The 25,039-nt window shown below is 62.2% G+C and carries 20 protein-coding genes and 1 pseudogene; 15 read left to right on the top strand and 6 right to left on the bottom strand.

Annotated features, from left to right (window positions below; translation table 11 throughout):
• Positions 1 to 7 precede the first annotated feature (7 nt).
• Complete coding sequence (locus IE095_RS04110; RefSeq protein ID WP_189410351.1) at positions 8 to 1,906, bottom strand: M10 family metallopeptidase; 1,899 nt, start codon at positions 1,904 to 1,906, stop codon at positions 8 to 10.
• 152 nt (positions 1,907 to 2,058) lie between these two features.
• On the opposite strand from IE095_RS04110, the gene galE reads away from it, so the two are divergent.
• The gene (gene galE, locus IE095_RS04105; RefSeq protein WP_189410350.1) at positions 2,059 to 3,054 is read left to right on the top strand and encodes a UDP-glucose 4-epimerase GalE; all 996 of its coding nucleotides are present in this window, start codon (positions 2,059 to 2,061) and stop codon (positions 3,052 to 3,054) included.
• Positions 3,055 to 3,111: 57 nt separating this feature from the next.
• Here galE and IE095_RS04100 read toward each other — a convergent pair whose 3' ends face one another.
• Positions 3,112 to 5,391, bottom strand: coding sequence for an NADP-dependent malic enzyme (locus IE095_RS04100; RefSeq protein WP_189410349.1), 2,280 nt, complete (start codon positions 5,389 to 5,391; stop codon positions 3,112 to 3,114).
• A gap of 118 nt (positions 5,392 to 5,509) precedes the next feature.
• Here IE095_RS04100 and IE095_RS04095 point away from each other — a divergent pair, with 118 nt between their 5' ends.
• The 6 genes and pseudogenes from IE095_RS04095 to upp all read left to right on the top strand — a co-directional run bounded on the left by IE095_RS04095 (position 5,510) and on the right by upp (position 11,223).
• Complete coding sequence (locus IE095_RS04095; protein WP_189410348.1) at positions 5,510 to 6,604, top strand: cupin domain-containing protein; 1,095 nt, start codon at positions 5,510 to 5,512, stop codon at positions 6,602 to 6,604.
• Positions 6,605 to 6,629: 25 nt separating this feature from the next.
• Positions 6,630 to 7,073 (top strand): annotated as a pseudogene (locus IE095_RS04090) (cytidine deaminase); the annotation flags it as partial.
• Entirely contained in the window at positions 7,070 to 8,380 is a 1,311-nt protein-coding gene (locus tag IE095_RS04085; protein ID WP_189410347.1) for a thymidine phosphorylase, read from the top strand. The pseudogene IE095_RS04090 and the gene IE095_RS04085, both read left to right, overlap by 4 nt.
• Positions 8,380 to 9,615 (top strand): phosphopentomutase, encoded by a 1,236-nt coding sequence (locus IE095_RS04080; RefSeq protein WP_189410346.1) that lies wholly within the window; start codon positions 8,380 to 8,382, stop codon positions 9,613 to 9,615. Before IE095_RS04085 ends, IE095_RS04080 begins: the two co-directional genes overlap by 1 nt.
• A complete protein-coding gene (locus tag IE095_RS04075) occupies positions 9,612 to 10,598 on the top strand; it encodes an adenosine deaminase (RefSeq protein ID WP_189410345.1) in 987 nt (328 codons plus the stop codon). The genes IE095_RS04080 and IE095_RS04075 overlap by 4 nt, the downstream gene beginning before the upstream one ends.
• The gene (gene upp / locus IE095_RS04070) at positions 10,591 to 11,223 is read left to right on the top strand and encodes a uracil phosphoribosyltransferase (protein ID WP_189410344.1); all 633 of its coding nucleotides are present in this window, start codon (positions 10,591 to 10,593) and stop codon (positions 11,221 to 11,223) included. Before IE095_RS04075 ends, upp begins: the two co-directional genes overlap by 8 nt.
• Before the next feature lie 7 nt (positions 11,224 to 11,230).
• On the opposite strand, the gene IE095_RS04065 is transcribed toward upp, so the two are convergent.
• Genes IE095_RS04065 through IE095_RS04050 form a run of 4 tightly spaced genes read right to left on the bottom strand, consistent with a single transcriptional unit; the run spans position 11,231 to position 15,217 of the window.
• The gene (locus IE095_RS04065) at positions 11,231 to 11,920 is read right to left on the bottom strand and encodes a hypothetical protein (RefSeq protein ID WP_189410343.1); all 690 of its coding nucleotides are present in this window, start codon (positions 11,918 to 11,920) and stop codon (positions 11,231 to 11,233) included.
• The gene (locus tag IE095_RS04060) at positions 11,910 to 12,989 is read right to left on the bottom strand and encodes a GSCFA domain-containing protein (protein ID WP_189410342.1); all 1,080 of its coding nucleotides are present in this window, start codon (positions 12,987 to 12,989) and stop codon (positions 11,910 to 11,912) included. Before IE095_RS04060 ends, IE095_RS04065 begins: the two co-directional genes overlap by 11 nt.
• Positions 12,990 to 13,043: 54 nt before the next feature.
• The gene (locus tag IE095_RS04055; protein ID WP_189410341.1) at positions 13,044 to 14,573 is read right to left on the bottom strand and encodes a cryptochrome/photolyase family protein; all 1,530 of its coding nucleotides are present in this window, start codon (positions 14,571 to 14,573) and stop codon (positions 13,044 to 13,046) included.
• Positions 14,567 to 15,217 carry an SDR family NAD(P)-dependent oxidoreductase gene (locus tag IE095_RS04050; protein WP_189410340.1) on the bottom strand — a complete coding sequence of 217 codons (651 nt, stop codon included), beginning with the start codon at positions 15,215 to 15,217 and terminating at the stop codon, positions 14,567 to 14,569. Before IE095_RS04050 ends, IE095_RS04055 begins: the two co-directional genes overlap by 7 nt.
• Before the next feature lie 266 nt (positions 15,218 to 15,483).
• On the opposite strand from IE095_RS04050, the gene IE095_RS04045 reads away from it, so the two are divergent.
• The 8 genes from IE095_RS04045 (at position 15,484) to IE095_RS04010 (ending at position 25,035) form a co-directional block, all read left to right on the top strand.
• Complete coding sequence (locus tag IE095_RS04045; protein WP_189410339.1) at positions 15,484 to 17,061, top strand: 2-isopropylmalate synthase; 1,578 nt, start codon at positions 15,484 to 15,486, stop codon at positions 17,059 to 17,061.
• A 4-nt stretch (positions 17,062 to 17,065) separates the two neighbouring features.
• Positions 17,066 to 18,211: a sterol desaturase family protein gene (locus tag IE095_RS04040; RefSeq protein WP_189410338.1), complete on the top strand. Its 1,146-nt coding sequence runs from the start codon at positions 17,066 to 17,068 to the stop codon at positions 18,209 to 18,211.
• A 304-nt stretch (positions 18,212 to 18,515) separates the two neighbouring features.
• Positions 18,516 to 19,553 carry a rod shape-determining protein gene (locus IE095_RS04035; protein WP_189410337.1) on the top strand — a complete coding sequence of 346 codons (1,038 nt, stop codon included), beginning with the start codon at positions 18,516 to 18,518 and terminating at the stop codon, positions 19,551 to 19,553.
• A 17-nt stretch (positions 19,554 to 19,570) separates the two neighbouring features.
• On the top strand, positions 19,571 to 20,494 hold the full coding sequence (gene mreC, locus IE095_RS04030) for a rod shape-determining protein MreC (RefSeq protein WP_189410336.1): 924 nt from the start codon (positions 19,571 to 19,573) through the stop codon (positions 20,492 to 20,494).
• Positions 20,487 to 21,026: a rod shape-determining protein MreD gene (locus IE095_RS04025; RefSeq protein ID WP_189410335.1), complete on the top strand. Its 540-nt coding sequence runs from the start codon at positions 20,487 to 20,489 to the stop codon at positions 21,024 to 21,026. The genes mreC and IE095_RS04025 overlap by 8 nt, the downstream gene beginning before the upstream one ends.
• Entirely contained in the window at positions 21,023 to 22,957 is a 1,935-nt protein-coding gene (mrdA, locus tag IE095_RS04020; protein ID WP_189410334.1) for a penicillin-binding protein 2, read from the top strand. The genes IE095_RS04025 and mrdA overlap by 4 nt, the downstream gene beginning before the upstream one ends.
• A 3-nt stretch (positions 22,958 to 22,960) precedes the next feature.
• The gene (rodA, locus tag IE095_RS04015; protein WP_189410333.1) at positions 22,961 to 24,100 is read left to right on the top strand and encodes a rod shape-determining protein RodA; all 1,140 of its coding nucleotides are present in this window, start codon (positions 22,961 to 22,963) and stop codon (positions 24,098 to 24,100) included.
• Positions 24,100 to 25,035, top strand: coding sequence for a 2-hydroxyacid dehydrogenase (locus IE095_RS04010; protein ID WP_189410332.1), 936 nt, complete (start codon positions 24,100 to 24,102; stop codon positions 25,033 to 25,035). Before rodA ends, IE095_RS04010 begins: the two co-directional genes overlap by 1 nt.
• Positions 25,036 to 25,039: the final 4 nt, after the last annotated feature.

Here is a 25,039-nt window from a genome sequence, read left to right as displayed (position 1 = left end):
CCCGAGATCAGAGAATGCGGATATCGTTCAAAAGAACGGCGGTGTCGGTCAAACCCTCGAGGGTCAGAACATGACCATTGCCAAAATTGAGAACCACACCTTCGGCTTGCACCGTCGCATAGCTGGCAAGAACCTCGGTCACGCTCAGGCTCACCCCGCCCCAAAGATCGGCCCAAAGTTCCAAGGTATCAACATCGTCGGTGAAATCGGTGACGTGATCCTGTTCAAGGCCAAAGCGGAAGACATCGGCCCCGCCCCCCCCCGTCAGCCGATCATTCCCGGCCCCGCCATACAGCGAATCCGCGCCCTCGCCGCCCAGCAGCGTGTCGTGCCCCTCGTCGCCCTTGAGCAGGTCGCTGCCACTGCCGCCGTCAAGGCTGTCATCGCCGCCGCCGCCCGTCAGTTGATCGGCATCATCGCCGGCAAGCAGCGTATCGTTCCCGTTGCCGCCAAAAAGCCTGTCTTTGCCCGCCCCACCCAAAAGCCGGTCGTCGCCCCCCTGCCCTTTCAAAAGGTCATGGCCGGTGCCCGCATTCAGTATGTTCTTCTGCTCGTTCCCCGTCAGCCGGTCGTTGCCGCCGCCTGTCACCACATTTTCGACTCCAAGCAGGCTATCGCGTCCGTTGCCCGTCTGCTGCGCCCCGGTCTTGCCCAAGGTAAGGCGGATCGCGGCCTTGCCGCCGAAGACCGCCGTATCGACCCCCGCGCCACCGTTCAGCACATCATCCCCGGCCCCACCCAGCAAGCGGTCGTCATCCGCCCCGCCAAAAAGGCGATCACGCCCGTCGCTACCCACCAGCAGGTCGGCCCCGGCCTGACCATTCAGGCGGTCATGGCCACCCCGCCCGTCCAGACGGTTTGCCACATCATTGCCTGTGAACCGATCGCCACCTCTGCCGCCAATCGCATTCTCGATCGTGCTGCCATAGGCAATCACCATACCGCCACGCACACCCATGAAATCAGACACAGCCCCTTCGGCCAAGCTGATCCGTTGGCCGTAAAATGCCTTGGACAGGTTGATCACATCCTTCCCGCCGGTGTCATAGACGGTAAAGGCCATCGGATTGCCCTGCCAGACGTCCCGGCCCATCGGCTTTTTGTCGAGCCAAGCCATCATCATCTGGCCCAGCGGTCCGCCGATGTTTGATTTGTAACCATAGGTGCTGTTCCCATGGTTGGCCCGCACATCGGTGCCATAGATGCTTTGAATGGCAAGAATATCCGCCGACATCAACGAGCCAAGAAAAGCATATTCCCCGCGCACATTCGGGTTCTCGTCTTGCGCGACATAGGACATCACCGACAATTGCCAACTGTCATATTTGAATTCGCGGTCAATGGTGCCTTCACCATTGTATTGCCCGGCATGGCCTAGACCCAGAGCATGGCCAATTTCATGCACATAGGTCTGAAACCAGTAGCTGTTGAGCGAAATGGGTTTGGTATCCCAGTTCTTGTCGATGCTGATGACCGAATAGTCGATCTTGCGAACATCCCCCAGCCAGCCATCCAACTGGGAATAGGAATAGGCCCCACCACCGACATTGAGCGGATCATCATTGCGGAAGCGGATATCACCGCCGGTCTGAACTTCGCGAAATGTCAGGCCCGACACTTCGGTCCAAGCGGCCAGGGCCTGCTTGGCAATCTTTTTCTCTGCGGCGCTCATGCCCCTAAAGCTGTATGTCAGCTCCCCCCCGGCCGAGACATCGAATCGGCGGGGGTCATGATCTTCTGAAAAGGAGGGATAGGCCTCGTTCCAATAGCCTTTCACCAGATAGTCGGCGATCTCTTTCGCATCATTCGATCCGGCGGCTGCGATGGGCGCGGTAAGGCTGCCCGCATGGGTTTGCCAAAGGGCCTCGGCCCGGTCGGGGTGAAGAGCGGCGCACAATACACACATGGGCGAATCCTGAATTCTCTTTTTCGGCGAAGTCTGTTCTGGGCTACAGCCATAGCGAGGCAAAGGAAATCCGCCAAGCCCCGGATTTGGCATCTGTTCGACATCGGCGGGCGGGCGCGGTAACAGGGCTGGACGGCAGAAGGATCAGCACCATGACAGAACCGCAACATATTCTGGTGACGGGGGGGGCGGGCTATATCGGTTCGCATGCCTGCAAGGCGCTGGCGAAGGCGGGGTTCATTCCGGTGGCCTTTGACAACCTTTCGACGGGCTGGCGGCAGGCGGTGCAATTCGGGCCGCTGGAACAGGGCGATCTGATGGACCGGGCCTCGGTGGATGCGGCCTTTGCGCGGTGGAAGCCGGTGGCGGTGATGCATTTCGCGGCTTTATCGCTGGTGGGCGAATCGATGCAGGATCCGGGGCTTTACTGGCGGGTCAATCTGGGTGGAGCGTTGAACCTAGTAGAGGCGGCCTGTGCGCATGGCTGCCGGAATTTTGTGTTTTCATCGACCTGCGCGACCTATGGCGAGGCGGATGGGGTGCTGTTGGATGAAGACACAGCGCAGCGGCCGATCAATTCCTATGGGGCGTCGAAACGGGCAATTGAGGATGTGTTGCGGAATTTCGGGGCAGCGAAGGGGCTGAACCATGTGATCTTTCGCTATTTCAACGTGGCGGGCTCAGACCCTGAGGGGCAGATCGGGGAATGCCATGATCCGGAGACGCATCTGATTCCGGTGATGTTGCAGGCGGTGCAGGGCAAGCGTCCGGCGCTGACCTTGCATGGGACGGATTATGAGACGCGGGACGGAACCTGCGTGCGGGATTATGTGCATGTGTCGGATCTGGCGGATGCCCATGTTCTGGGGCTGCGGTGGTTGCTGGAGGGCAAGGGCGACCGCGTGTTCAACCTTGGAACAGGGACGGGCTTTTCGGTGAAAGAGGTGATTGAAGCATCCCGGGTGATCACCAACCGCGAAGTGCCGGTGGTGATGGGGCCGCGGCGGGCGGGCGATGCCACAAGTCTCGTCTCGGGTTCGGAACGGGCCCGCGCGGAATTGGGGTGGGAGCCGTCACGATCAAACCTGCCGCAAATGATCCGGGACGCCTGGGCCTGGGAACAAGGGCCAGGCTATGGGAAGGACTGATCCTGGGGACGCTTTTTGCTGTTCGCGTTTCGGCGGTGGGGGCCACGCCCCCACCGTTTAGCCGTAATGCGCGACCGGCGTTCCCGCCAAGGCCGACATGTTCAGCAAGCCCCGCGCCGTGATCGAGGGCGTGACGATATGGGCGCGGTTGCCCATGCCCATCAGGATGGGCCCTACCTCTAGCCCACCGGCCCGGAAACGCAGCATGTTGCGCGCGACACTGGCCGCGTCGGTATAGGCAAAGATCAGGATGTTCGCCGCCCCATCCAGCCGCGAATGCGGGAAGATCCGCGCCCGCAGGTCAGGGTCCAGCGCCGCGTCGGCGCTCATCTCACCTTCATAGATGAAATCCACGCCCCGCGCGTCGAGGATTTCCATCGCCGCCCGCATCCGTTTGCCGCTGTCGGTGTCGAGGTTGCCAAAGTTGGAATGCGCGCATAGCGCCACCTTGGGCACCACACCAAAGCGTCGCGCATGGCGGGCGGCGCCGATGGCCGTGACGGCAATCTGTTCCGGGGTGGGCACAGCGTTCACCTGCGTATCGGCGATGAACAGCGGGCCATCCTCCATGATCATCAGGCTCAGCGCGCCATGCGGCGAATGGCCATCCCGTGCCAGCACGTTTTCGACATAGCGCAGGTGCCACAGATATTGCCCCAAAGTGCCGCAGATCATGCTGTCGGCATCGCCGCGATGGACGGCAATCGCTGCGATCGCGGTGGAATTCGTCCGCATCACCGCCCGGGCCGTGTCGGGCGTCACCCCCCGGCGCTGCATCAACTCGTGGTAGCTTCCCCAGTAATCGCGGTAGCGCGGGTCGTTTTCCGGGTTGATGATTTCAAAATCGCGGTCGGGGCGGATCGGCAGGCCCGCCCTTTCACAGCGCGCGGCAATCACCTCGGGGCGGCCGATCAGGATCGGCTTGTCGGTCATCTCTTCCAGGATCGCGTTGGTCGCCCGCAAGACCCGTTCATCCTCACCCTCGGCAAAGATGATCCGCCGCGTGGCCTGACGCGCCGCCTCAAACACCGGGCGCATGATGAGCGCCGATTTGAAGACCGATCCGTCCAGCTCGCGGCGATAGGCGTCAAGGTCCGCGATGGGGCGCGTCGCCACACCGGTTTCCATCGCGGCCTTGGCCACGGCACTGGCCACCACGCCAATCAGGCGGGGGTCAAAGGGTTTGGGGATCAGGTATTTCGGACCAAAGGTCAGCGTTTCGCCGTGATAGGCGGCCGCCGCCTCGGCGCTGGTGGTCGCCCGGGCAAGGGCCGCGATGCCTTCGATGCAGGCCAGTTGCATCGCGTCGTTGATCTGGGTCGCGCCCACATCCAGCGCGCCCCGGAAGATGAAGGGGAAGCAGAGGACGTTGTTCACCTGATTGGGAAAATCGCTGCGGCCGGTCGCCATGATCGCATCGGGGGCCACTTCGCGGACCTGATCGGGCAGGATTTCCGGCGTCGGGTTCGCCAGAGCAAAGATGATCGGACGGGGGGCCATCTTGGCCACCATCTCGGGCGTCAGCACACCGGGGCCGGAGAGGCCCAGGAAGAGGTCAGCCCCTTCGATCACCTGGGCCAGGGTTTTTTCTTCGGTGCCTTGGGCGTATTCCGCCTTTTGGTCGGTCATCTGTTCGTTGCGGCCGTGGTAGACCAGCCCCGCCAGATCACAAAGCCAGACGTTTTCGCGCTTCACGCCCAGTTTCAGCAGCATGTTCAGGCAGGCAATCCCCGCCGCCCCGCCGCCGGTCGAGACGATCTTGATATCTTCGAACCGCTTGCCCGCCACCTTCAGCGCATTGGTCGCGGCGGCCCCCACGACAATCGCGGTGCCGTGCTGATCGTCATGGAAAACGGGAATGTTCATCCGTTCGCGGCACAGCTTTTCAACGATGAAACAGTCGGGGGCCTTGATATCCTCAAGATTGATCGCGCCAAAGGTTGGCTCCAGCGCGCAGACGATGGCGGCCAGCTTTTCGGGATCGCTCTCGTTCACCTCGATGTCAAAGCAGTCGATGTTCGCGAATTTCTTGAACAGAACCGCCTTGCCCTCCATCACCGGCTTTGAAGCCAGTGGCCCGATGTTCCCCAGACCCAGCACGGCGGTGCCGTTCGACACAACGGCGACAAGGTTCCCGCGTGAGGTGTAGCGGCGGGCCGCCGTCGGATCGGCCTTGATTTCCAGACAGGCCTCAGCCACGCCGGGGCTATAGGCCAGCGACAGGTCACGCCCGTTCGCCAAGGGCTTGGTCGCGCGGATTTCCAATTTTCCCGGCTTGGGAAATTCATGGTAATAAAGCGCCGGATGCTGGGCGCCGTCGTGCCGGGAATCGTTCATCCCGCCCCTCCCTATGTTTGGGGGGCCGTGGCCCCCGCCCCCCTCATAGCCCGTGATGGGGGCCTTGAAAATCCCGAAGGGCAAGATCAACGTGGGCCAAATCGCAAAGGTCGCCCCCATGTTCGAATATCCCCGTGAAACCCGCGCCGAAATGCGCCTGCCAACCTTTGATCTGCCCAAGGATCTGGCCTTCTTTACCAAACGCTTGGGCTTTCGGCTGGACACGATCTATCCCGCCGACAATCCCGAGGTGGCGGTTCTGTCGGGGCATGGCTTGCGCCTGCGGCTGCAAAAGGGGGCGAGCGAAGCGCCGGGGACGTTGCGGATTTTGACGGAGAACCCCGATGAATTCGCGGGGGGCGAGCGGGTTCTGACCGCGCCGAATGGATGCCGGGTGGAAATCGACGTGGCGAACCCGCCCTTGGTGCTGCCGAAAACCGAACATGCCTTTGTCGTGCGCCGTCTGGCCGATCAGGCCCCTTGGGTCATTGGGCGGGCGGGGATGCATTACCGTGACCTGATCCCGACACGGCTGGGCGGCGCGATGATTGCCAGCCATATCCGCATTCCCGATGGCGGGCCAGTGCCCGACATGGTGCATTTCCACAAGGTCGGGTTTCAGTTGATCTATTGCGTCAAGGGCTGGGTGGATGTGGTTTACGAAGACCAAGGCCCGCCGATCCGGCTGACGGCGGGGGATTGCTTTATCCAACCGCCGGAAATCCGGCATCGCGTGCTTTATGCCAGCGATGGGATCGAGGTGATCGAGATTGGCGTTCCCGCCGAACATATCACCGAGATTGATCATGCGATGGAATTGCCCACCCCTGACCTGCGCCCTGAACGGGAATGGGATGGGCAAAGGTTTGTCTATAACGAAGGGGCCAAGGGCAGTTATGGCCCGTTCCGCCTGCCGGGTTTCACTGCCCGTGACACCACGATCCATGCGGCCACCAAAGGTGTCGCCAGTGTGATGGTGGCCCGCCCGAAGGGGCCAGCAGCATGGACGAAACATCAGGGCGACATCCTGTTCACCTATGTCCTGCAAGGCGAAATGACGCTGGAGGGGGAGGGGAAAGAACCCTTCCGCCTGTCGCAAGGCGATGCCTTTGTCATCCCGCCCGGCATGGCCACCCGCTATGCCGCCGCGACCGTTGATCTGGAACTGCTGGAGGTTTCCTTGCCGGGCAACCCTTTGACCGCCCAAGTCTGATCCCCCGCTTGCAAAGCGAACGCGCACGGCCCAAACTCTGACCAACCGGTCAAAGGAGGCTTTCATGACGCCCGACACTTCCCTGCTTCAGGCGGCCAAGGCCGTGCGCGAAAACGCCTATGCGCCCTATTCCCGGTTCAAGGTCGGGGCCGCCCTGCGCACGCCTTCGGGGGCTGTGCATTCCGGCTGCAATGTGGAAAATGCCGCCTATCCCGAAGGCACCTGCGCCGAGGCCGGGGCGATTGCCGCCATGTGCGCAGCGGGGGAGACGAAAATTGCCGAACTGGCGGTGATCGCCGATTGCCCCGTGCCCGTGCCGCCCTGTGGGGGCTGCCGGCAGAAGATCAGCGAATTCGCCGCGCCCGAGACAAGGGTGACGCTTTACACGCTGGACGGCAAATCGCTGACCATGACGGTGGCGGAACTGCTGCCGGGGGCCTTCAAGGCCGATGACATGGCGAACACATGAGCGACGCGCGGGCGATCAACCAGAAACTGCGGCGGGGTGAACTGCCCAGCGCCGAGGAAATCCAATGGTTTGCGCGCGGGCTGGCGGATGGGACGGTGACGGATGCCCAAGCGGGGGCCTTTGCGATGGCCGTCTGTCTGAAGGGCTTGGGCGAAGCGGGCCGCGTGGCCCTGACACGGGCGATGCGCGACACGGGTCATGTGATGGCCTGGGATCTGCCGGGGCCGGTGCTGGACAAGCATTCGACCGGGGGCGTGGGGGATTGCATTTCCTTGCTGCTGGCCCCCGCCTTGGCCGTCTGCGGGGCCTATGTGCCGATGATTTCGGGCCGGGGTCTGGGCCATACCGGGGGCACGCTGGACAAGCTGGAGGCGATACCGGGCTTCAAGACCGGGCTTTCTGAGGACGCGTTCCGCGCGCAGGTGGCCAAGGTGAAATGCGCCATCGTGGCGGCGAGCGGCGATCTGGCCCCCGCCGACAAGCGGCTTTATGCGATCCGCGACATCACCGGCACGGTGGAAAGCGTTGATCTGATTACGGCATCCATCCTGTCCAAGAAATTGGCGGCAGGGCTGGAAGGCCTTGTTCTGGATGTGAAAACCGGCTCGGGTGCCTTCATGGCGACGCTGGATGAGGCGCGGGTTCTGGCGCGGTCCTTGGTCGAAACCGCGAAAGGCGCGGGCTGCATGACGACGGCGCTGATCACCGATATGAGCCAGCCTTTGGCCACCGCCGCAGGCAATGCGCTGGAGGTCATCGAGGTGATGGAGACGCTGACCGGAACCTCGGTGAACACGGCGCTTTGGGATCTGACCTGCGCGCTGGGGGGCGAGGCTTTGGCCTTGGGTGGCCTTGCGGCGGATGCCGAGGATGGCGCAGGGCGGATCGAGCAGGCGCTGGAAAGCGGGGCGGCAGCCGAATGTTTCGGGCGGATGGTGGCGGCACAGGGCGGGCCTGCCGATTTCGTCGACCGCTGGCCCGACCGGCTGCCATCTGCCCCGGTGGTGCGCGAAGTGCCCTGCCCGCGAAGCGGCTATGTGCAAGCCATCGACACCCGAACCTTGGGTGAGGCAGTGGTGCATCTGGGCGGCGGGCGGCTGCGGGATGGGGACAAGATCAACCCTTCGGTCGGGCTGTCGGACATGGCCGGCATTGGTGAGGAAATTGGCGTCGGCGTGCCCCTGTGTCTGGTCCACGCCGCCGATGATGCGACTGCCAGCGCGGCGGTGGCACGGGTTCTGGCGGCCTATAAGGTGGGTGGCGCTATGCCGGAAGAACCTGATCTGGTTCAGGAAAGGATCGTTTGATGGCCGCTTTGACCGAAAGACGGGCCTTCCTGATCGTCATGGATTCGGTGGGTTGTGGGGGCGCACCCGATGCGGGTTCGTTCTTCAACGGCGACCTGCCCGATGCCGGGGCGAACACGCTGGCCCATATCGCGCAGGCCTGCGCGGAGGGGCGGGCGGAAATGGGGCGTTCGGGCCCTTTGCGGATGCCGGTTCTGGCGGATTTGGGGTTGGGGGCGGCGGTGCGGTTGGCGAGCCCGGATCATATTGAACTGGCCGATGCGTCCACCGATGCGGTGAAGGGTCTTTGGGGGGCCGCGACCGAGGTTTCCAAAGGCAAAGACACGCCTTCCGGCCATTGGGAATTGGCGGGCGTTCCGGTGCCGTGGGACTGGCACTATTTCCCCGATACGGTGCCCGCCTTTCCGCCGGAACTGACAGCTTTGGTTTGCCAGATGGCGGGGACCGAGGGCATCCTTGGCAATTGCCACGCCAGCGGCGTGCCGATCATCGCGGAACATTGCGAAGAACATCTGCGGACGGGCTGGCCCATCGTCTATACCTCTGCCGACAGCGTTTTTCAGATCGCCGCGCATGAGGAAAGTTTCGGCCTCGACCGACTGCTGAAACTTTGTGCCGATCTTGCCCCCCATCTGCATGCGATGAAGGTGGGCCGTGTGATCGCCCGCCCCTTTACCGGCACGCCGGGCAACTTCAAACGCACCGCCAACCGCCGCGATTTCGCGATTGCCCCGCCCGCGCCCACGCTGCTGGACTGGGTTCAAGGCGCGGGCCGAGCCACCCATGCGGTGGGCAAGATTGGCGATATCTTTTCGATGCGGGGCATCGGGGCACTGCATAAGGGCAAGTCGGACGCTGACCTTTTCGAACATATGCACAGGCTGGCGGATCAGGCCGAGGACGGTTCCTTGACCTTTGCCAACTTTGTCGAATTCGACAGCCTTTACGGCCATCCCCGCGATGTGTCGGGCTATGCCCGCGCTTTGGAATGGTTTGACGCCCAAGCGGGGCTTTTTCTGGCGAAACTGCGCCCCGGCGATCTGGTGATTTTCACCGCTGATCATGGCAATGACCCCACCTGGCCCGGCACCGACCACACCCGCGAAAGGGTTCCGGTTCTGGTCTATGGCGCAGGCACGGGTGAGATTGGCCTTTGCGCTTTCACCGACATTGCCGCCAGCATCGCCCAGCATCTGGGCGTTCCATCCCAAGGACCGGGAAAGAGTTTCCTATGACCCAACTGCCGAAAATCGAACTGCACCTGCATCTGGAAGGTGCCGCCCCGCCCGCCTTTATTCGCGGCTTGGCGAAAGAGAAATCCATCGACATCGGTGGGATTTTCGATGCCGACGGACATTACAAATACAAGGACTTTTGGGATTTCCTGAAGGTCTATGAGGCCGCGACCAGCACGCTGCAATCCCCCGAAGATTATCACCGCCTGACCCTTGCCGTGCTGGAGGAATCCGCCGCATCCGGCGTGGTCTATTCCGAAACCTTCCTGTCCCCCGACTTCTGCGGCAACCGCGATGTCGGCGCATGGAAGGAATACCTGCACGCCATGCAGGAAGCAGCGGATCAGGCCGAACGCCAGATGGGCATCACCCTGCGTGGCATCATCACCTGCATCCGGCATTTCGGCCCGGAAAAGGCCCGCGAAACCGCGCTTTGTGCGGCGGAAACGGCGGGGAGTTTCATCACCGGCTTTGGCATTGCGGGCGATGAAAAGATCCTCGCCCCCAAGGATTTCCTTTGGTCCTTTGACTGCGCGCGCGAGGCGGGCCTGCGCCTGACCGCCCATGCCGGCGAATGGGGTGGGCCGGAATCGGTGCGCGCCGCCCTGCACGATCTGAACGTCGAACGCATCGGCCATGGCGTCCGCGCGATTGAAGATCTGGCGCTTGTTGATGAACTGGCCGAACGCGGCACGGTGCTAGAGGTTTGCCCCGGTTCCAACATTGCCCTTGGTCTTTACAAAGACTGGCGCGCCCATCCGATTGCCGAATTGGACAGGCGCGGCGTCAAGGTCACCGTATCGACCGATGATCCACCGTTTTTCCACACCACGATGGCACGGGAATATGACCGGCTGGCCGATGCCTTGGAATGGGACAAGGGCCAGTTCCTGAAAATCGCCCAAACCTCGCTTGACGCGGCCTTTTGTGACGCGGATACGAAAGACAGGATCAGGAAAACGCTGGAGGCTGCCCATGCTTGACCATTTGACGGTCGTCACCCACCCGCTGGTGCAGCACAAGCTGACCCTGATGCGCGAGGCGGACACCTCGACCGCCAGCTTCCGCCAGTTGCTGCGCGAGATCAGCCTGCTTTTGGCCTATGAGGTGACGCGCGAACTGCCGATGACGACGAAGCGGATCGAAACGCCCCTGACCGAAATGGACGCCCCGATGATTGAGGGGAAGAAGCTGGCCCTGATCTCCATCCTGCGGGCGGGCAATGGCCTGCTGGACGGGATTCTGGAACTGATCCCGGCGGCGCGGGTCGGCTTTATCGGGCTTTACCGCGACCATGAAACCCTGCAACCCGTGCAGTATTATTTCAAAGTGCCCGACCATCTGGAAGACCGCGTGACCATCGTTGTCGATCCGATGCTGGCCACCGGCAATTCCAGCGCGGCGGCGATCAAGCTGCTGAAAGACAAGGGCGCGAAAAACATCCGCTTCCTTTGCCTGCTGGCCGCGCCCGAGGGCATCGCCCATATGAAGGCGGAACACCCCGACGTGCCGATTGTGACGGCCTCGGTCGACAGCCATCTTAACGAAAAGGGCTATATCGTGCCGGGTCTGGGCGATGCGGGCGACCGGATGTTCGGGACGAAGTGAACGCCCCCTAGGGCCGACGGTTGATTAGGCCCTTATCCAGCATATGCCCCACGACGGCCTGCCCGTATTCGGCATTGCCGTGGTTGCCGGCGGACGTCAGCCATTTTTGTTCCAACGGCGCGCCCGAAGGATCGAACGCCAGCGCAGGGTCATAGACCCGCAGGCCCTGCGCCTGCAACCGCGCGGCAATGCGCAGCGCGAAATGCCGCAGATTGCCCCAGGTGGAATAATGTGGCGGCAGTACAAAGGTCGTTGGGGCCAAACGACCCATGCGACGGGCGACGCGCAAATGTTGGCCGCGAAATGCCGTGACATAGCCGTCCACCAAAGACTGCGAGGCGTAAAGCGCGTTTGAATTGGCCTCAAAATCCTTTGGCTCGGCCATATGGCCATGCAGACTGAACAGGGGCACGACCCGACCCAGATGAAAGCCAAAGCTGGCCAGAACCGGCACATCACGCGAAAGCAGGCTGCGCCCTCCTAGTCTTTCTCGCAGGGCGAGGATCTGCTTTTGCGCCGCCGGCATTCCTTGCACCCAGAAACCATGTTGGGCATGCAGCGCCACCCGACCGGCGTGCCAAAGATTGCCCGACAGATATAGGCTTTCCACCCGCATCCCCAAGGCACGGCAGCCATCGGCTAGCGCAATGGAATGGCTGTCGCCCAGAACCAGCACATCGGGCAGATCAGTTTTCATTGAAACGCTCCAGCACCATCTCCTCACAGATCAGATCTTCGGCGGCCATGTCGCGTTCGACATCGGCCTCGGCATCCCTGATCGCCGCCCCCCGCACTGGCGGGCCGCTGATGTTCAGCCCGGCAAAGAAATGGCCCATCACCACATCCACCCCCGCCTTGACCACGCTGCGCAGGTTCGGCTCGTAAAACGCCGAACGGGTGGGGGCACCCGTTATGATCTCATAGGACGGGAAATAGTCGATGTCAGGATCGCGGGCCAGATCGCCCGCCACGGCCCGCAGCGTGCTTTTGGAATAGGTCGTCGCCACCAGCACATGATCGCCCGAGGCGGTGGCGGTCAAAGGCACGGGGCTGACCGTCAGCAAAATTTTCAGGGTCGGATTGACCGCGCGCATCAGGGCAAAGGCGCGTTCCAGATCGGCGCGGATTTCGGGATAGGCGTAGTTGCGAAACACATGCTGATCGGCATCAAACTGGCCCGCCACCGTGCCGGGGCACAGGGCATAGGGCTGGCCGCTGGCCGCATGTTCCCAACCTTCGGTCAGGCCAAGGGTAAAGATGAACACCTCGGCCTCGGCAAAAGACCGTCGAAAGGCGCGCAGGGTGGAGGCGCGGGACAGCAGCGCATCTTGCGCATTTGCAAAGGGCACGGGTTCGATGACAGGCCGCAGGGAGCAGCGGAAACCTGTGCCATCCGGCCAGAACTCCGGCGCATCCATCGCCAAATCGCCCACCGCCAATCGGGTCAGGATCAGCAGTTGCGCGGCAGTATAGATATTGCCGGTGCGCGACGAAAAGACGCCGTAGTTATAAGCCTCGGCCAGTTTCGCGGGGGTGCGGCCGGGGGCCGGTTCGGGGCAGAACCAATTGACCTTGCGCGCCACCATCGCGCGGCTGATGTGCTGGGCAAAGCAGGAACCATAGGTCGAAAACCGGGCATCTGCGGGCAGCACCCATTTTGATTGCCACAGGCCCGACAGGCCAAAAATCCCGGCATCGGCGACCCCCGTGCGCCAAAAGGCACGGGGCGGCAGGTCACTGTAGGGGGTTTTGACGGCATCAGGCATGGGGCGACCTTTCACAGAGCCCTATGACGCCCCAGCGGCACGCCCGCGTCAAGCCTAGACCACGCCGCCCGCATCCAATCGATCCAAAAGCGCATCCGCTTGGGCCAGCACATCCCTGCGATGGGCCTCGGCCATCTTGTCCCATGTGCGATAGATCATGGCCATGCGCGGATTGGTGGCAAAACGGTCGCGCTGACGATCCAGAAAATGCCAATACAGCAGGTTGAAAGGGCAGGCCTTGGCCCCGCTTTTCGCCCGCACATCATAGGCGCAGCTTTGGCAATAATCGCCCATCCGGTCGATATAGGCGCCCGAAGAGACATAGGGTTTTGACGCGATCACCCCGCCATCGGCCCATTGGCTCATCCCCAAGGTGTTCGGCGCCTCCACCCATTCCAGCGCGTCGATGTAGACCGACAAATACCATGCGTGGACTTGCGCCGGATCAACCCCCGCCAGCAGGGCAAAATTGCCGGTGACCATCAGGCGCTGGATATGATGGGCATAGGCCTGTTCTTGGGTCTGACGGACCACCGCCTTGACGCAGGCCATATGCGTTTCCCCGCCCCAATAGGCCCAAGGCAGGGGACGCTGGTGGCCCAGCGCGTTGCGGGTCAGGTATTCGGGGCCATGCAGCGACCAGATGCCGCGCACATATTCACGCCAGCCAATGATCTGGCGGATGAAACCTTCCACCGCGTTCAGGGGCGCACGACCGGCGTGATATTCCGCCTCGGCCCGCTGGCAGACATGCAGCGGATCGAGCAGGCCAAGGTTGATATAAGGTGACAGCAGGGAATGTGACAGAAAGGGATCATCCCGCAGCATGGCATCCTGTTCATCGCCAAAGCGCGGCAGGCTGTGCTGGATGAAATGATCCAGTGCTTCGTTCGCCTGTTCGGGCGTCGTGGCCCAGTCGAAATTTTGCACCTCACCGAAATGGTTAGGGAAATGTCTGGCGACCAAGGCCATCACATCGCGGGTGGTTTCATCCGGCGCAAAGCGCGGCGGTTTCGGGCGGAACAGATCGGGCACGGCGGGCTTACGGTTGTCATGGTCATAGTTCCACTGCCCGCCCTCGGGCTGCTCCCCCACCATCAAAAGCCCGGTCTTGCGGCGCATGTCGCGGTAGAACCATTCCATCCGCAAGGCCTTGCGATCCTTTGCCCAGGCGGCGAAATCGGCTTCGGAACAGAGGAAACGGTCATCGGGTAAGACGGTGACGCGCAGCGGCAAATCTTCCAGCATCTGGCGCAGACGCCAATCGCCGGGGGCGGTGGCGATGACCGCGCTGGAGCCGTTTTCCGAGGCCCGCCGCAGGATTTCACCCGCAAGGGTCTGACTGTTGGCCGGGTCGTCCAGCGTCGAATAATCGACCGTCCAGCCCAAGGACCGCAGACGATCCGCAAATTTGCGCATCGCGGTCAGGATCAGCACAATCTTTTGCGGATGATGGGGCACCGCCTGCCCCTCACCCAGCGCCTCGGCCATAACCACGCGGTCTGTCGCCTTGTTCGCGCGTTTCAGCGCCGCAATGCCATCGGAAAGCTGATCCCCAAGGATCAGGATCAACTGCCCTACCAAGGCAATTCAGCCCCGGAGTAATCAAAGAACCCACCACTTTGTGCGGTCGTCAGCCCCGCCATCACCGCAATTAACCGCCCCGCCGCGTCATCCGGGGAAAGCTTCTCATAGGGCGGCGCATATTGCGCGGTAAAGGGCGTATCGACCGTCCCCGGATGCAACAGCGCCAGCACCGCCTGCGGATGCGACCGCGCAATCTCCACGGCCGCCCCATGCATCAACTGGTTCAACGCCGCTTTGCTGGCCCGATAAGAATACCAGCCGCCCAGATGATTGTCCCCAATCGACCCAACCTTTGCCGACAAAACCCCCACCTCCACTCGCCGATCCCTTGGCAGCAGACGCAGCGCATGTTTCAGCACCAGCATCGGCCCCAAAGCATTCACCGCCATCACCTGCACGAAATCATCGCCGAACTGGCGCATAGATTTTTCCGGGGCCGTCACCGCGAGAATCCCGCTGGCGATCCAAAGCCGATCAAACCCCGGCTCCAACCGCCCCAGCGCCGCCTGCACCTGCGCCTCATCCGTCACATCCAACCCATGCTCGCGGCGAGACAGGCCCACCACCTCCCCCTGCCCGCGCAACTGCGCGGTCAAAGCCGACCCAATCCCGCCCGATGCCCCAATCACCAATGCCCGCATGATGCCCCCGTTTCCCCGCATCTAATCCGCCACATCGCTCTGAAAAGCCCCAAACCCCCTTCACATCCGGGTTTTTCTGCCTATAGTCGCAGCCCATGACACGGGATCATCATACAGCCATTGCCTTGGGTGCCACGCGCGCCCCTTCGCCCCGTGGCCTGCTGCTTCTTCTTAGCCTGCGCTGAGCGTGCCCCCGGGCGCGACCGCTCAGTTTGACAAGCGCCCGGAACCCGAAGAAGACAGCCTAAATTCCAAGGACCACGATGATGACCGACAAAACCTCGCAAGCCCGCGTTTTGATTTTTGACACCACCCTGCGCGATGGCGAACAAAGCCCCGGCGCGACCATGACCCATCAGGAAAAGCTGGAAATCGCCGCCATGCTGGACGAGATGGGCGTCGATATCATCGAGGCAGGCTTTCCCATCGCCAGCGAAGGCGACTTTGCCGCCGTCAGCGAAATTGCCCGACTGGCGAAAACATCCACCATCTGCGGGCTGGCGCGCGCCAATTACAAAGACATTGATCGGTGTTGGGAGGCTGTGAAACATGCAAAATCCCCCCGCATTCACACCTTCATCGGCACCTCGCCCCTGCACCGCGCCATTCCGAATCTGGACATGGATCAGATGGCCGAACGCATCCACGACACCGTGACCCACGCCCGCAACCTGTGCGACAACGTGCAATGGTCGCCGATGGACGCCACACGGACCGAACATGATTACCTGTGCCGGGTGGTGGAAATCGCGATCAAGGCCGGGGCGACCACGATCAACATTCCCGACACGGTGGGCTATACCGCCCCCCGCGAAAGCGCGGCGCTGATCCGGATGTTGCTGGAACGCGTTCCCGGTGCCGACAAGATCATCTTTGCGACCCATTGCCACAACGATCTGGGCATGGCGACGGCCAATTCCTTGGCCGCGGTGGAGGCTGGGGCGCGCCAGATTGAATGCACGATCAACGGCTTGGGCGAACGCGCCGGTAACACCGCGCTGGAAGAAGTCGTCATGGCGATGAAGGTCAGGAATGACATCCTGCCCTTCCGCACCGCGATTGACACAACCAAGATCATCAACATCAGCCGCAAGGTGGCCACGGTTTCCGGCTTTCCGGTGCAGTTCAACAAGGCCATCGTCGGCAAAAACGCCTTTGCGCATGAATCCGGCATCCATCAGGACGGCATGCTGAAAAACGCCGAAACCTTTGAAATCATGCGCCCGACCGATGTGGGCCTGTCGGATACATCCTTGGTCATGGGCAAGCATTCGGGCCGCGCCGCCCTGCGCGCCAAGCTGCGGGATCTGGGCTATGAACTGGCGGACAATCAGTTGAACGACGTCTTCGTGCGGTTCAAGGCCTTGGCCGACCGCAAGAAAGAGGTTTATGACGACGACCTGATCGCCTTGGTTTCGGATCAAGAAACCAGCGCCGTGCATGACACTTTGCAGGTGAAACGACTGCGGGTCGTCTGTGGCACCGAAGGCCCGCAAGAGGCCGAGCTGACGCTGTCGATTGATGGGGTGGACCATTCCGTTGATGCCACCGGCGACGGGCCGGTCGATGCCGCGTTCAATGCGGTGAAAATGCTGTTCCCGCACAAGGCGCGGCTGCAACTTTATCAGGTGCAGGCGGTGACCGAAGGGACGGACGCGCAGGCGACGGTTTCCGTTCGGATCGAGGAAGAGGGGCGCATCGCCACCGGCCAATCGGCCGACACCGATACGGTGGTGGCGAGTGTGAAAGCCTATGTGAACGCCCTGAACCGGCTGATCACGCGGCGGAAAAAGACAGCGCCGGATGCCGATGTCAAAGGCGTCAGCTATCGGGATGCGGGGTAACAGCATGGTCCGGCAGATCCGTCAAAAGCTTAGGGCCGAATTGCAATCTCCCCGCGCGGAAAGGCAGTTCGGCACAGGATGGATCGCCGGAACTTTGGGCTTGGCCAGCGCGATCGCTGGCCTGGCCTTGGTCATCAGCCTGAAATTCCCCGGTCAGCTTTCTACGCCAGAATTGCAGGCCGTTCTGCTGATGGGCTGGTTTCGCTTTGTGATCATCGGCTTGCTGGTTCTGGCCTTTGGTCTGGCCACCCTGTCGCTGGCCCTGCGCCCCAATCGGGTGTTGGGCCTGACCACTGTCGCCGTCGCCCTGACGGCCAGCCTGATTGGCGTGGTTTTCCCCGAAACCAGTGGCTTCGCGAACGGCGGCGTCTTTTTCGGGCTCGACTTCTTCATCCTGAACCTTGTGTTCCTGGGCTTTATCTTCATCCCCTTGGAACGCCTGTTCCCCCATCGCCCCGACCAGACCGTCTTTCGCACCGAATGGCGCGAGGATCTGTTCTATTATCTGGTCAGTTCCATGATGGTGCAGGTGCTGTCCTACATGACCCTCGCGCCCTCTGGCCTGATCCGTTCCACCACCGATCTGTCGTCGGTCCAGTCTTTTCTGGGCAGTCAACCACTTTGGCTTCAGATCATCGAAATCATGATCCTGACCGACTTTGTGCAATACTGGCTGCACCGCGCCTTTCACCGCATCCCAGCGCTTTGGCGTTTTCACGCCGTCCACCATTCCGCCGAAACGATGGATTGGATCGCCGGGGCCCGGATGCATTTCTTTGAGGTGATCATTCTGCGCGCCGTGACCGCGACGCCCATGTTCGTGCTGGGCTTTTCTGAGGCGGCCCTGCATGCCTATATCCTGATCGTCTATGTCTATTCCTCGGTCCTGCATTCCAACCTGCGGGGCGAGCCTTCGTGGCTGGGTCGCTTTCTGGCGACACCGCGCTTTCACCATTGGCACCACGGCATCGAACGTGAGGCGATTGACGTGAACTTTTCGATCCACTTTCCCCTGCTGGATCGGCTTTTTGGCACCTATCACCTGCCCCAAGACAAATGGCCCAGCGGCTATGGCATCAAGGGCAACCCGGTTCCCAAGGGCTATTGGTCACAGTTTCTCTATCCGCTGCGGCGCGACAAGCGCCGTTGAAACACCCCGCTGATGGCTGATATCGGCCTATATACCCTGCCGCCTGAACTTTTTTTGATCGCACGGCGATTTGTGTAAATCCAACCTATCCACAGGCGGCTTGCGCAGCCCTTAGCCCAGCCTTGCCCTTTCCCGACATTCGCCCCGTTCACAACCCCGCGAAACCCCGGCGGAATGCGGCCTGTGCCGTGACGTTGCGCGCCATCGCCCTTTTCCTTGGGGAACACTGTCTTTATATGGTTCACGCCCGCCTCGGGATCGCTCGAGTCGCGGAACCCCTTTTCTATCCTGACAGGACCGCCGCATGTCGCTACTCTCTGGCCTCTTTTCGTCCGACATGGCCATCGACCTTGGGACGGCCAATACGCTGGTCTATATCCGGGGCAAGGGCATTGTGCTGAACGAGCCTTCGGTGGTGGCCTATCACGTCAAGGACGGCAAAAAGCAGGTTCTGGCGGTGGGCGAGGATGCCAAGCTGATGCTGGGCCGGACCCCCGGCACGATCGAGGCGATCCGCCCCATGCGCGACGGCGTTATTGCTGATTTCGACAGCGCGGAAGAGATGATCAAGCATTTCATCCGAAAGGTGCACAAGAAATCGCCCCTCTCCAGCCTCAAGATCATCGTCTGCGTGCCGCATGGCGCGACCCCCGTTGAAAAGCGGGCCATCCGCCAGTCGGTGCTGTCAGCAGGCGCGCGCCGCGCCGGGCTGATTGCGGAACCCATCGCGGCGGCGATTGGCGCGGGGATGCCCATCACCGAACCCACCGGCAACATGGTGGTCGACATTGGTGGCGGGACGACCGAGGTGGCGGTTCTGTCCTTGGGTGACATCGTCTATGCCCGTTCGGTGCGTGTCGGCGGCGACCGGATGGATGAGGCCATCGTCAGCTATCTGCGCCGCCATCAGAACCTGCTGATCGGCGAAAGCACGGCGGAACGGATCAAGACAACCATCGGCACCGCCCGGATGCCCGATGACGGGCGCGGCACCAGCCTGCAAATCCGGGGGCGTGACCTGTTGAACGGCGTGCCCAAGGAAACCGAAATCAATCAGGCCCAAGTGGCCGAGGCTTTGGCCGAACCCGTGCAGCAAATCTGCGATGCGGTGATGCAGGCTTTGGAGGCGACACCGCCCGATCTGGCAGCGGATATCGTCGACCGGGGCGTCATGCTGACGGGCGGTGGTGCGCTGCTGGGCGATCTGGATCTGGCGCTGCGCGAACAGACCGGGCTTTCGATCAGCGTGGCCAATGAATCGCTGAACTGCGTGGCCTTGGGCACCGGCAAGGCGCTGGAATACGAAAAACAACTGCGCCACGTCATCGACTACGACAGCTAAGGCCGGGGGCCAGCGTCATGGCACGCAAAGGCACATCACCCGAAGAATTCTACCGCCCCCTGCGCCGCATCGGGGTGGGTCTTCTGGTGCTGTTCCTGTTCGCGCTGTTCCTGCTTTGGCGCATCGACAGCCCAAGGGTCGAACGCATCCGCACATCCTTGGTTGATACCTTCGTGCCCAGTTTCGAATGGGCCTTTGTGCCGGTGACCAAGGCCGCCGATATGATTGGGGCCTTTGAAAGCTATACTGCGCTTTACGCCCAAAATCAGGAACTGCGGCGCGAGCTGCAAAAGATGAAGGTCTGGAAAGAGGCGGCGCTGCAATTGGAACAGCAGAACGCCCGTCTGCTGGAGCTTAATCAAGTGCGGCTCGATTCGGCCCTGACCCATGTGACGGGTGTGGTGATCATCGATTCCGGTTCGCCCTTTCGACAATCCGTCCTGCTGAACGTGGGGGCGCGGGACGGCATCCGGGACGGCTGGGCTGCTATGGATGGGCTGGGTCTGGTGGGCCGTATTTCGGGCGTGGGGGAACGCACCTCTCGCGTGATCCTGCTGACCGATTCCAACAGCCGGATTCCGGTGGTGGTGCAGCCTTCAGGCCAGCGCGCCATGCTGACAGGCGACAATTCACCCGATCCGGTGCTGGAATTTCTGGAAAAGCCCGATCTGGTGCGGGCGGGCGATCAGGTTCTGACCTCGGGCGATGGGGCGGTGTTTCCGGCGGGTCTTTTGGTCGGCGCGGTGATTGAGGGGCCGGACAAACGCCTGCGGGCGCGGCTTTCGGCAGACTATGGGCGGCTGGAATTCCTGCGGGTGCTGCGCAGCCATGAACTGATCCCGATCACCGATCCGGGCGGGCTGATCGCCCCGCCCTTGCCCTTGCCGCCCAAACAGGGACCGATGCTGCCCACGGCTGATGAGGCGGCAGACAATGGTTAGGGGGCCGTTGGCCGACCTGTGGTTCCGCCGGGTGGTCTTTGTTTTCGTGGCCATTTTTCTGTTCTACCTGCGGCTGTTGCCCTTGGGCTCGGTCGCAGGCCAATGGCCGGGGCCGGATTTGATGCTTTGTCTGGTCTTGGCTTGGGTTGTCCGCAGGCCCGAATATGTGCCGGTCTGGCTGATCGCCGGGGTGATTTTGATGGAGGATATGCTGCTGCAACGCCCGCCGGGCCTGTGGACGGCGCTGGTGGTGGTGGCCAGCGAATTCCTGCGGGGCCGTGCGGCGCTGATGCGCGAGCTGAATTTCGCCGTGGAATGGTTTCAGGCGGCGCTGGCAATGCTCGCCTTGTTGCTGGTTTACAGATTTGTGTTCATCCTGACCCTGATGCCGCAGCCCGGATTCGGATATGCCATGATCCAGATGGGGGCGACGATTCTGGCCTATCCGGTGATGGCCTGGATCAGCCGCCATGTTTTGGGTGTGCATAAGCCCGCAGCGGGCGAGGTGGATGCGCGGGGGCGCAGGCTATGAGACGGACGGCCAGAGACAGCGAGGAAAGCGCAAGGCGGGTGAACCGGCGGGCCCTGCTGATGGGCGGGGCGATGACGGCCTTTGTCGCTGTGCTGGGCGCGCGGATGCGCTATCTTCAGGTCGATCAGGCCGAAAAATTCCAGCTTTTGGCCGAGGAAAACCGGATCAACATCCGCCTGATCCCACCGTCGCGGGGACAGATCCTTGACCGCAACGGCGTGCTGATCGCGGGCAATGAACAGAATTACCGCGTGGTGATTACGCGGGAAGATGCGGGCGACATGGAACAGGTGCTGCACCGTTTGCAGGCGCTGATCCCGCTGGCGGATGAGGATGTGGCCGAGGTGGTGGCCGAGGCCAAGGCGGTATCGCCTTTCGTGCCAATCACGGTGGCCGACCGGCTGGAATGGGAAGAGTTTTCCAAGATCGCGGTGAACGGCCCGACCCTGCCCGGAGTGACGCCCGAGGTGGGCCTGTCGCGGGTCTATCCGCTGGACCGCGATTTCGCGCATGTGGTGGGCTATGTCGGGCCGGTCAGTGAGAGGGATCTGGCGGAACTGGAAAACCCCGACCCACTGCTGCAAATTCCGAAATTCCAGATCGGCAAGATCGGGGTCGAACGCTGGGTCGAAGACACCCTGCGCGGCAAGGCGGGGCAAAAGCGGATCGAGGTGAACCATGTCGGCCGCGTCATGCGCGAGCTGGACCGCGTGGAGGGCCAGCCGGGCGACGACATCCGCCTGACCATCGACGCAGGCATCCAGAACTTTGCCCAAGTGCGCTTGGGCGAGGAAAGCGCCGCTGCCGTGGCGATGGATGTGCAGACGGGCGACATTCTGGCCATCGCCTCGGCCCCCTCCTTCGATCCGAACCTGTTTGTGCGGGGGATCAGCACGCGAGACTATACGGCACTGACGGAAAATGATCATACGCCCTTGGCGAACAAGACCGTGCAGGGGGCCTATCCGCCCGGTTCGACCTTTAAGATGGTGACGGCCTTGGCGGCGATGGCGGCGGGCGTGGCCGATGAAAAGCGCACCATCCGCTGCCCCGGCTATATCGAATTTGGTGACCGGCGTTTCCGCTGCTGGAACCATGGCGGCCACGGCGCGGTGAACCTTTCGCGCGCCTTGATGGAAAGCTGCGACGTCTATTTCTATGAACTGGCGCAAGAGGTGGGCATCGACAACATCGCCGCCATGGGCCGCAAACTGGGTTTGGGCGAAAGGCCCGACCTGCCGATGTCGGCCATCGGGGCGGGCATCATGCCCGACAAGGCGTGGAAGCAGGAAAAATACAAGGAAGACTGGCGCGTCGGCGACACGATCAACGCCTCGATCGGGCAGGGTTATGTGCTGACCACACCCTTGCAACTGGCGCTGATGACGGCGCGGATCGCCAGCGGCACAGCGGTCAAGCCCCGGCTGATCCACCGGGTGGGCAACCAGACCCTGCCCATCGACCCTGCCCCGGCGCTGGACATCGACATGACGCATCTGGCGGCGGTGCGGGCGGGCATGTTCGACGTGATGAACGCCGAACGCGGCACCGCGAAACGCAGCCGCATCGTCGATGAAACCATGCTGATGGCGGGCAAAACCGGCACGGCGCAGGTGCGCAACTACAATCAGGGCGAGGCGGTGGCTGCGAACGACAGCCTGCCTTGGCGTTTGCGCGACCATGCGCTGTTCGTCTGCTATGCACCCTATGACAATCCGCGCTATGCCGTTTCCATCGTCGTGGAACATGGCGGCGGCGGATCGCTGGCCGCGGCCCCCATCGGGCGCGACATCCTGCTGCGCTGCCTGACGGGGGGGATCCCGCCGCTTTCGGCCTATCCCGCCGATCAGCGCAACCGCATCGAAAGCCAGTTCAACGACATGCCCCTGCGCGCCTTTGGGCCCGAGGGGCCGAAACCTTCGCGGGCGTAAGGCATGAGTTTTCTGGAATACCGCATCAAATCGGCCCCCACCGGCCTGCGCAAGGCGCTGCATCTGCATTGGGCGCTGGTGCTGCTGATCTGTGCCGTGGCCTCGGTCGGCTGGCTGATGCTGTATTCCGTGTCGGGCGGGCGGGCGGATTTGTGGGCCGAACCGCAGATGACGCGCTTTGGCGCGGGGCTGTTCCTGATGTTCTTTGTGGCCTTCGTGCCGATCTGGTTCTGGAAGAACATGTCGGTGCTGGCCTATGGCGTGGCGATGCTGCTGCTGCTTTACGTCGAGTTTTTCGGCCATGTCGGCATGGGCGCACAGCGCTGGATTGATCTGGGTTTCATCCGGTTGCAACCTTCGGAAATGATGAAGGTGACGCTGGTGATGCTGCTGGCGGCCTATTACGACTGGCTTGATCCGAAAAAGGTGTCGAGGCCCCTGTGGGTTCTTCTGCCGGTGATCCTCATCGTCCTGCCCGTCGTTCTGGTGCTGATGCAGCCAAACCTTGGGACATCGCTTTTGCTTCTGCTGATCGGGGCGGCCGTGATGTTCTGTGCCGGGGTCAGCCTGTGGTATTTCGGGGCGGTGCTGGGGCTGGCCGGTTCCGCCATTGCCGCTGTCTTTGAAACGCGGGGAACGCCCTGGCAGTTCCTGCATGACTATCAATATGCAAGGATCGACACCTTCCTGAACCCCGAGGCCGATCCGTTGGGCGCAGGCTATAACATCATTCAGGCCAAGATCGCCTTGGGGTCCGGCGGATGGGGCGGCAAGGGGTTCATGCAGGGCACCCAGTCGCAGCTGAACTTTCTGCCGGAAAAACACACCGATTTCATCTTTACCACCCTGGCCGAGGAATTCGGCTTTGTCGGGGCCTTTTCGCTGCTGATGCTTTACGGGCTGATCATCGCCTTTTGCGTGATCAGCGCGCTTCAGAACCGGGACCGTTTTTCCCAACTGCTGATCCTTGGCGTCGCCGCCAACTTTTTCTTCTATCTGGCGGTGAACCTGTCGATGGTGATGGGCATGGCGCCGGTGGTGGGGATTCCCCTGCCCTTCCTGTCTTATGGCGGGTCGGTCGTCATGGTGCTGATGGTGGCCTTCGGCCTTGTCCAAAGCGCCCATATCCACAGGTTGCGTTGATGCTGAACATCTGGTTTGCCGCCGGTTCCCACAATTGGCCGGACTATGCCTTGCCCTTGGACGAGGCCTTTCGCGCCGCCGGGCTCGACGTCCGCCTTTCGGCCACGCCGCCCGCCGACCCTGCCACGGTCGATTACATTATCTATGCGCCGGGTGGGGATGTCGATGATTTCGCGCCGCTCACCCGCGTCAAACTGGTGCAAAGCCTTTGGGCCGGGGTGGAACGCATCGTGGGCAATGCCAGCCTGACACAACCCTTGGCACGGATGGTGGATCAGGGTCTGTCCGAAGGTATGGTCGAATGGGTGACGGGCCATGTGCTGCGACATCATCTGGGGATGGACCGGCATATCGTGAATCCCACCCATATCTGGGACCACAGCCCCCCCCCCCTCGCCCGCGACCGGCACATCGGCATTCTGGGCATGGGGGCTTTGGGGGCGGCCTCAGCCCGCGCCTTGCAAGGGCTAAACTTCCGCGTGACAGGGTGGAGCCGGACAGAAAAGCGGCTTGAAGGGTTGACCTGCCTGCACGGCGCCGAAGGGCTGGACCGGATATTGCATCAGGCGGATATGCTGGTCCTGCTGCTGCCGAAAACGCCGGAAACCGAAAACATCCTGAACGCCCGCGCCTTTGCGCTGATGAAACGGGGGATGGTCATACTGAACCCCGGTCGTGGCGCGCTGATCGACGATGCCGCTCTCTTGTCGGCCTTGGCCGATGGCACCGTTGCCCATGCGACACTCGACGTCTTCCGCGTCGAACCCCTGCCCGCCGACCATCCCTTCTGGGCGCATCCCCGCGTCACCGTCACCCCCCATATCGCCGCCGATACCCGCGCCCCCAGCGCCGCCCGCATTGTCGCGGAAAACATCGCCCGCGTCGAAAGGGGCGAGGCCCCCCTGCATCTGGTGGATCGCACAAGGGGCTACTGATCCG

The organism is Neogemmobacter tilapiae (assembly GCF_014652215.1).
Classification (GTDB): Bacteria; Pseudomonadota; Alphaproteobacteria; order Rhodobacterales; family Rhodobacteraceae; genus Neogemmobacter; species Neogemmobacter tilapiae.
The sequence above is the reverse complement of the archived record's forward strand: the minus strand, read 5'-3'. Positions and strand labels throughout refer to the sequence as shown.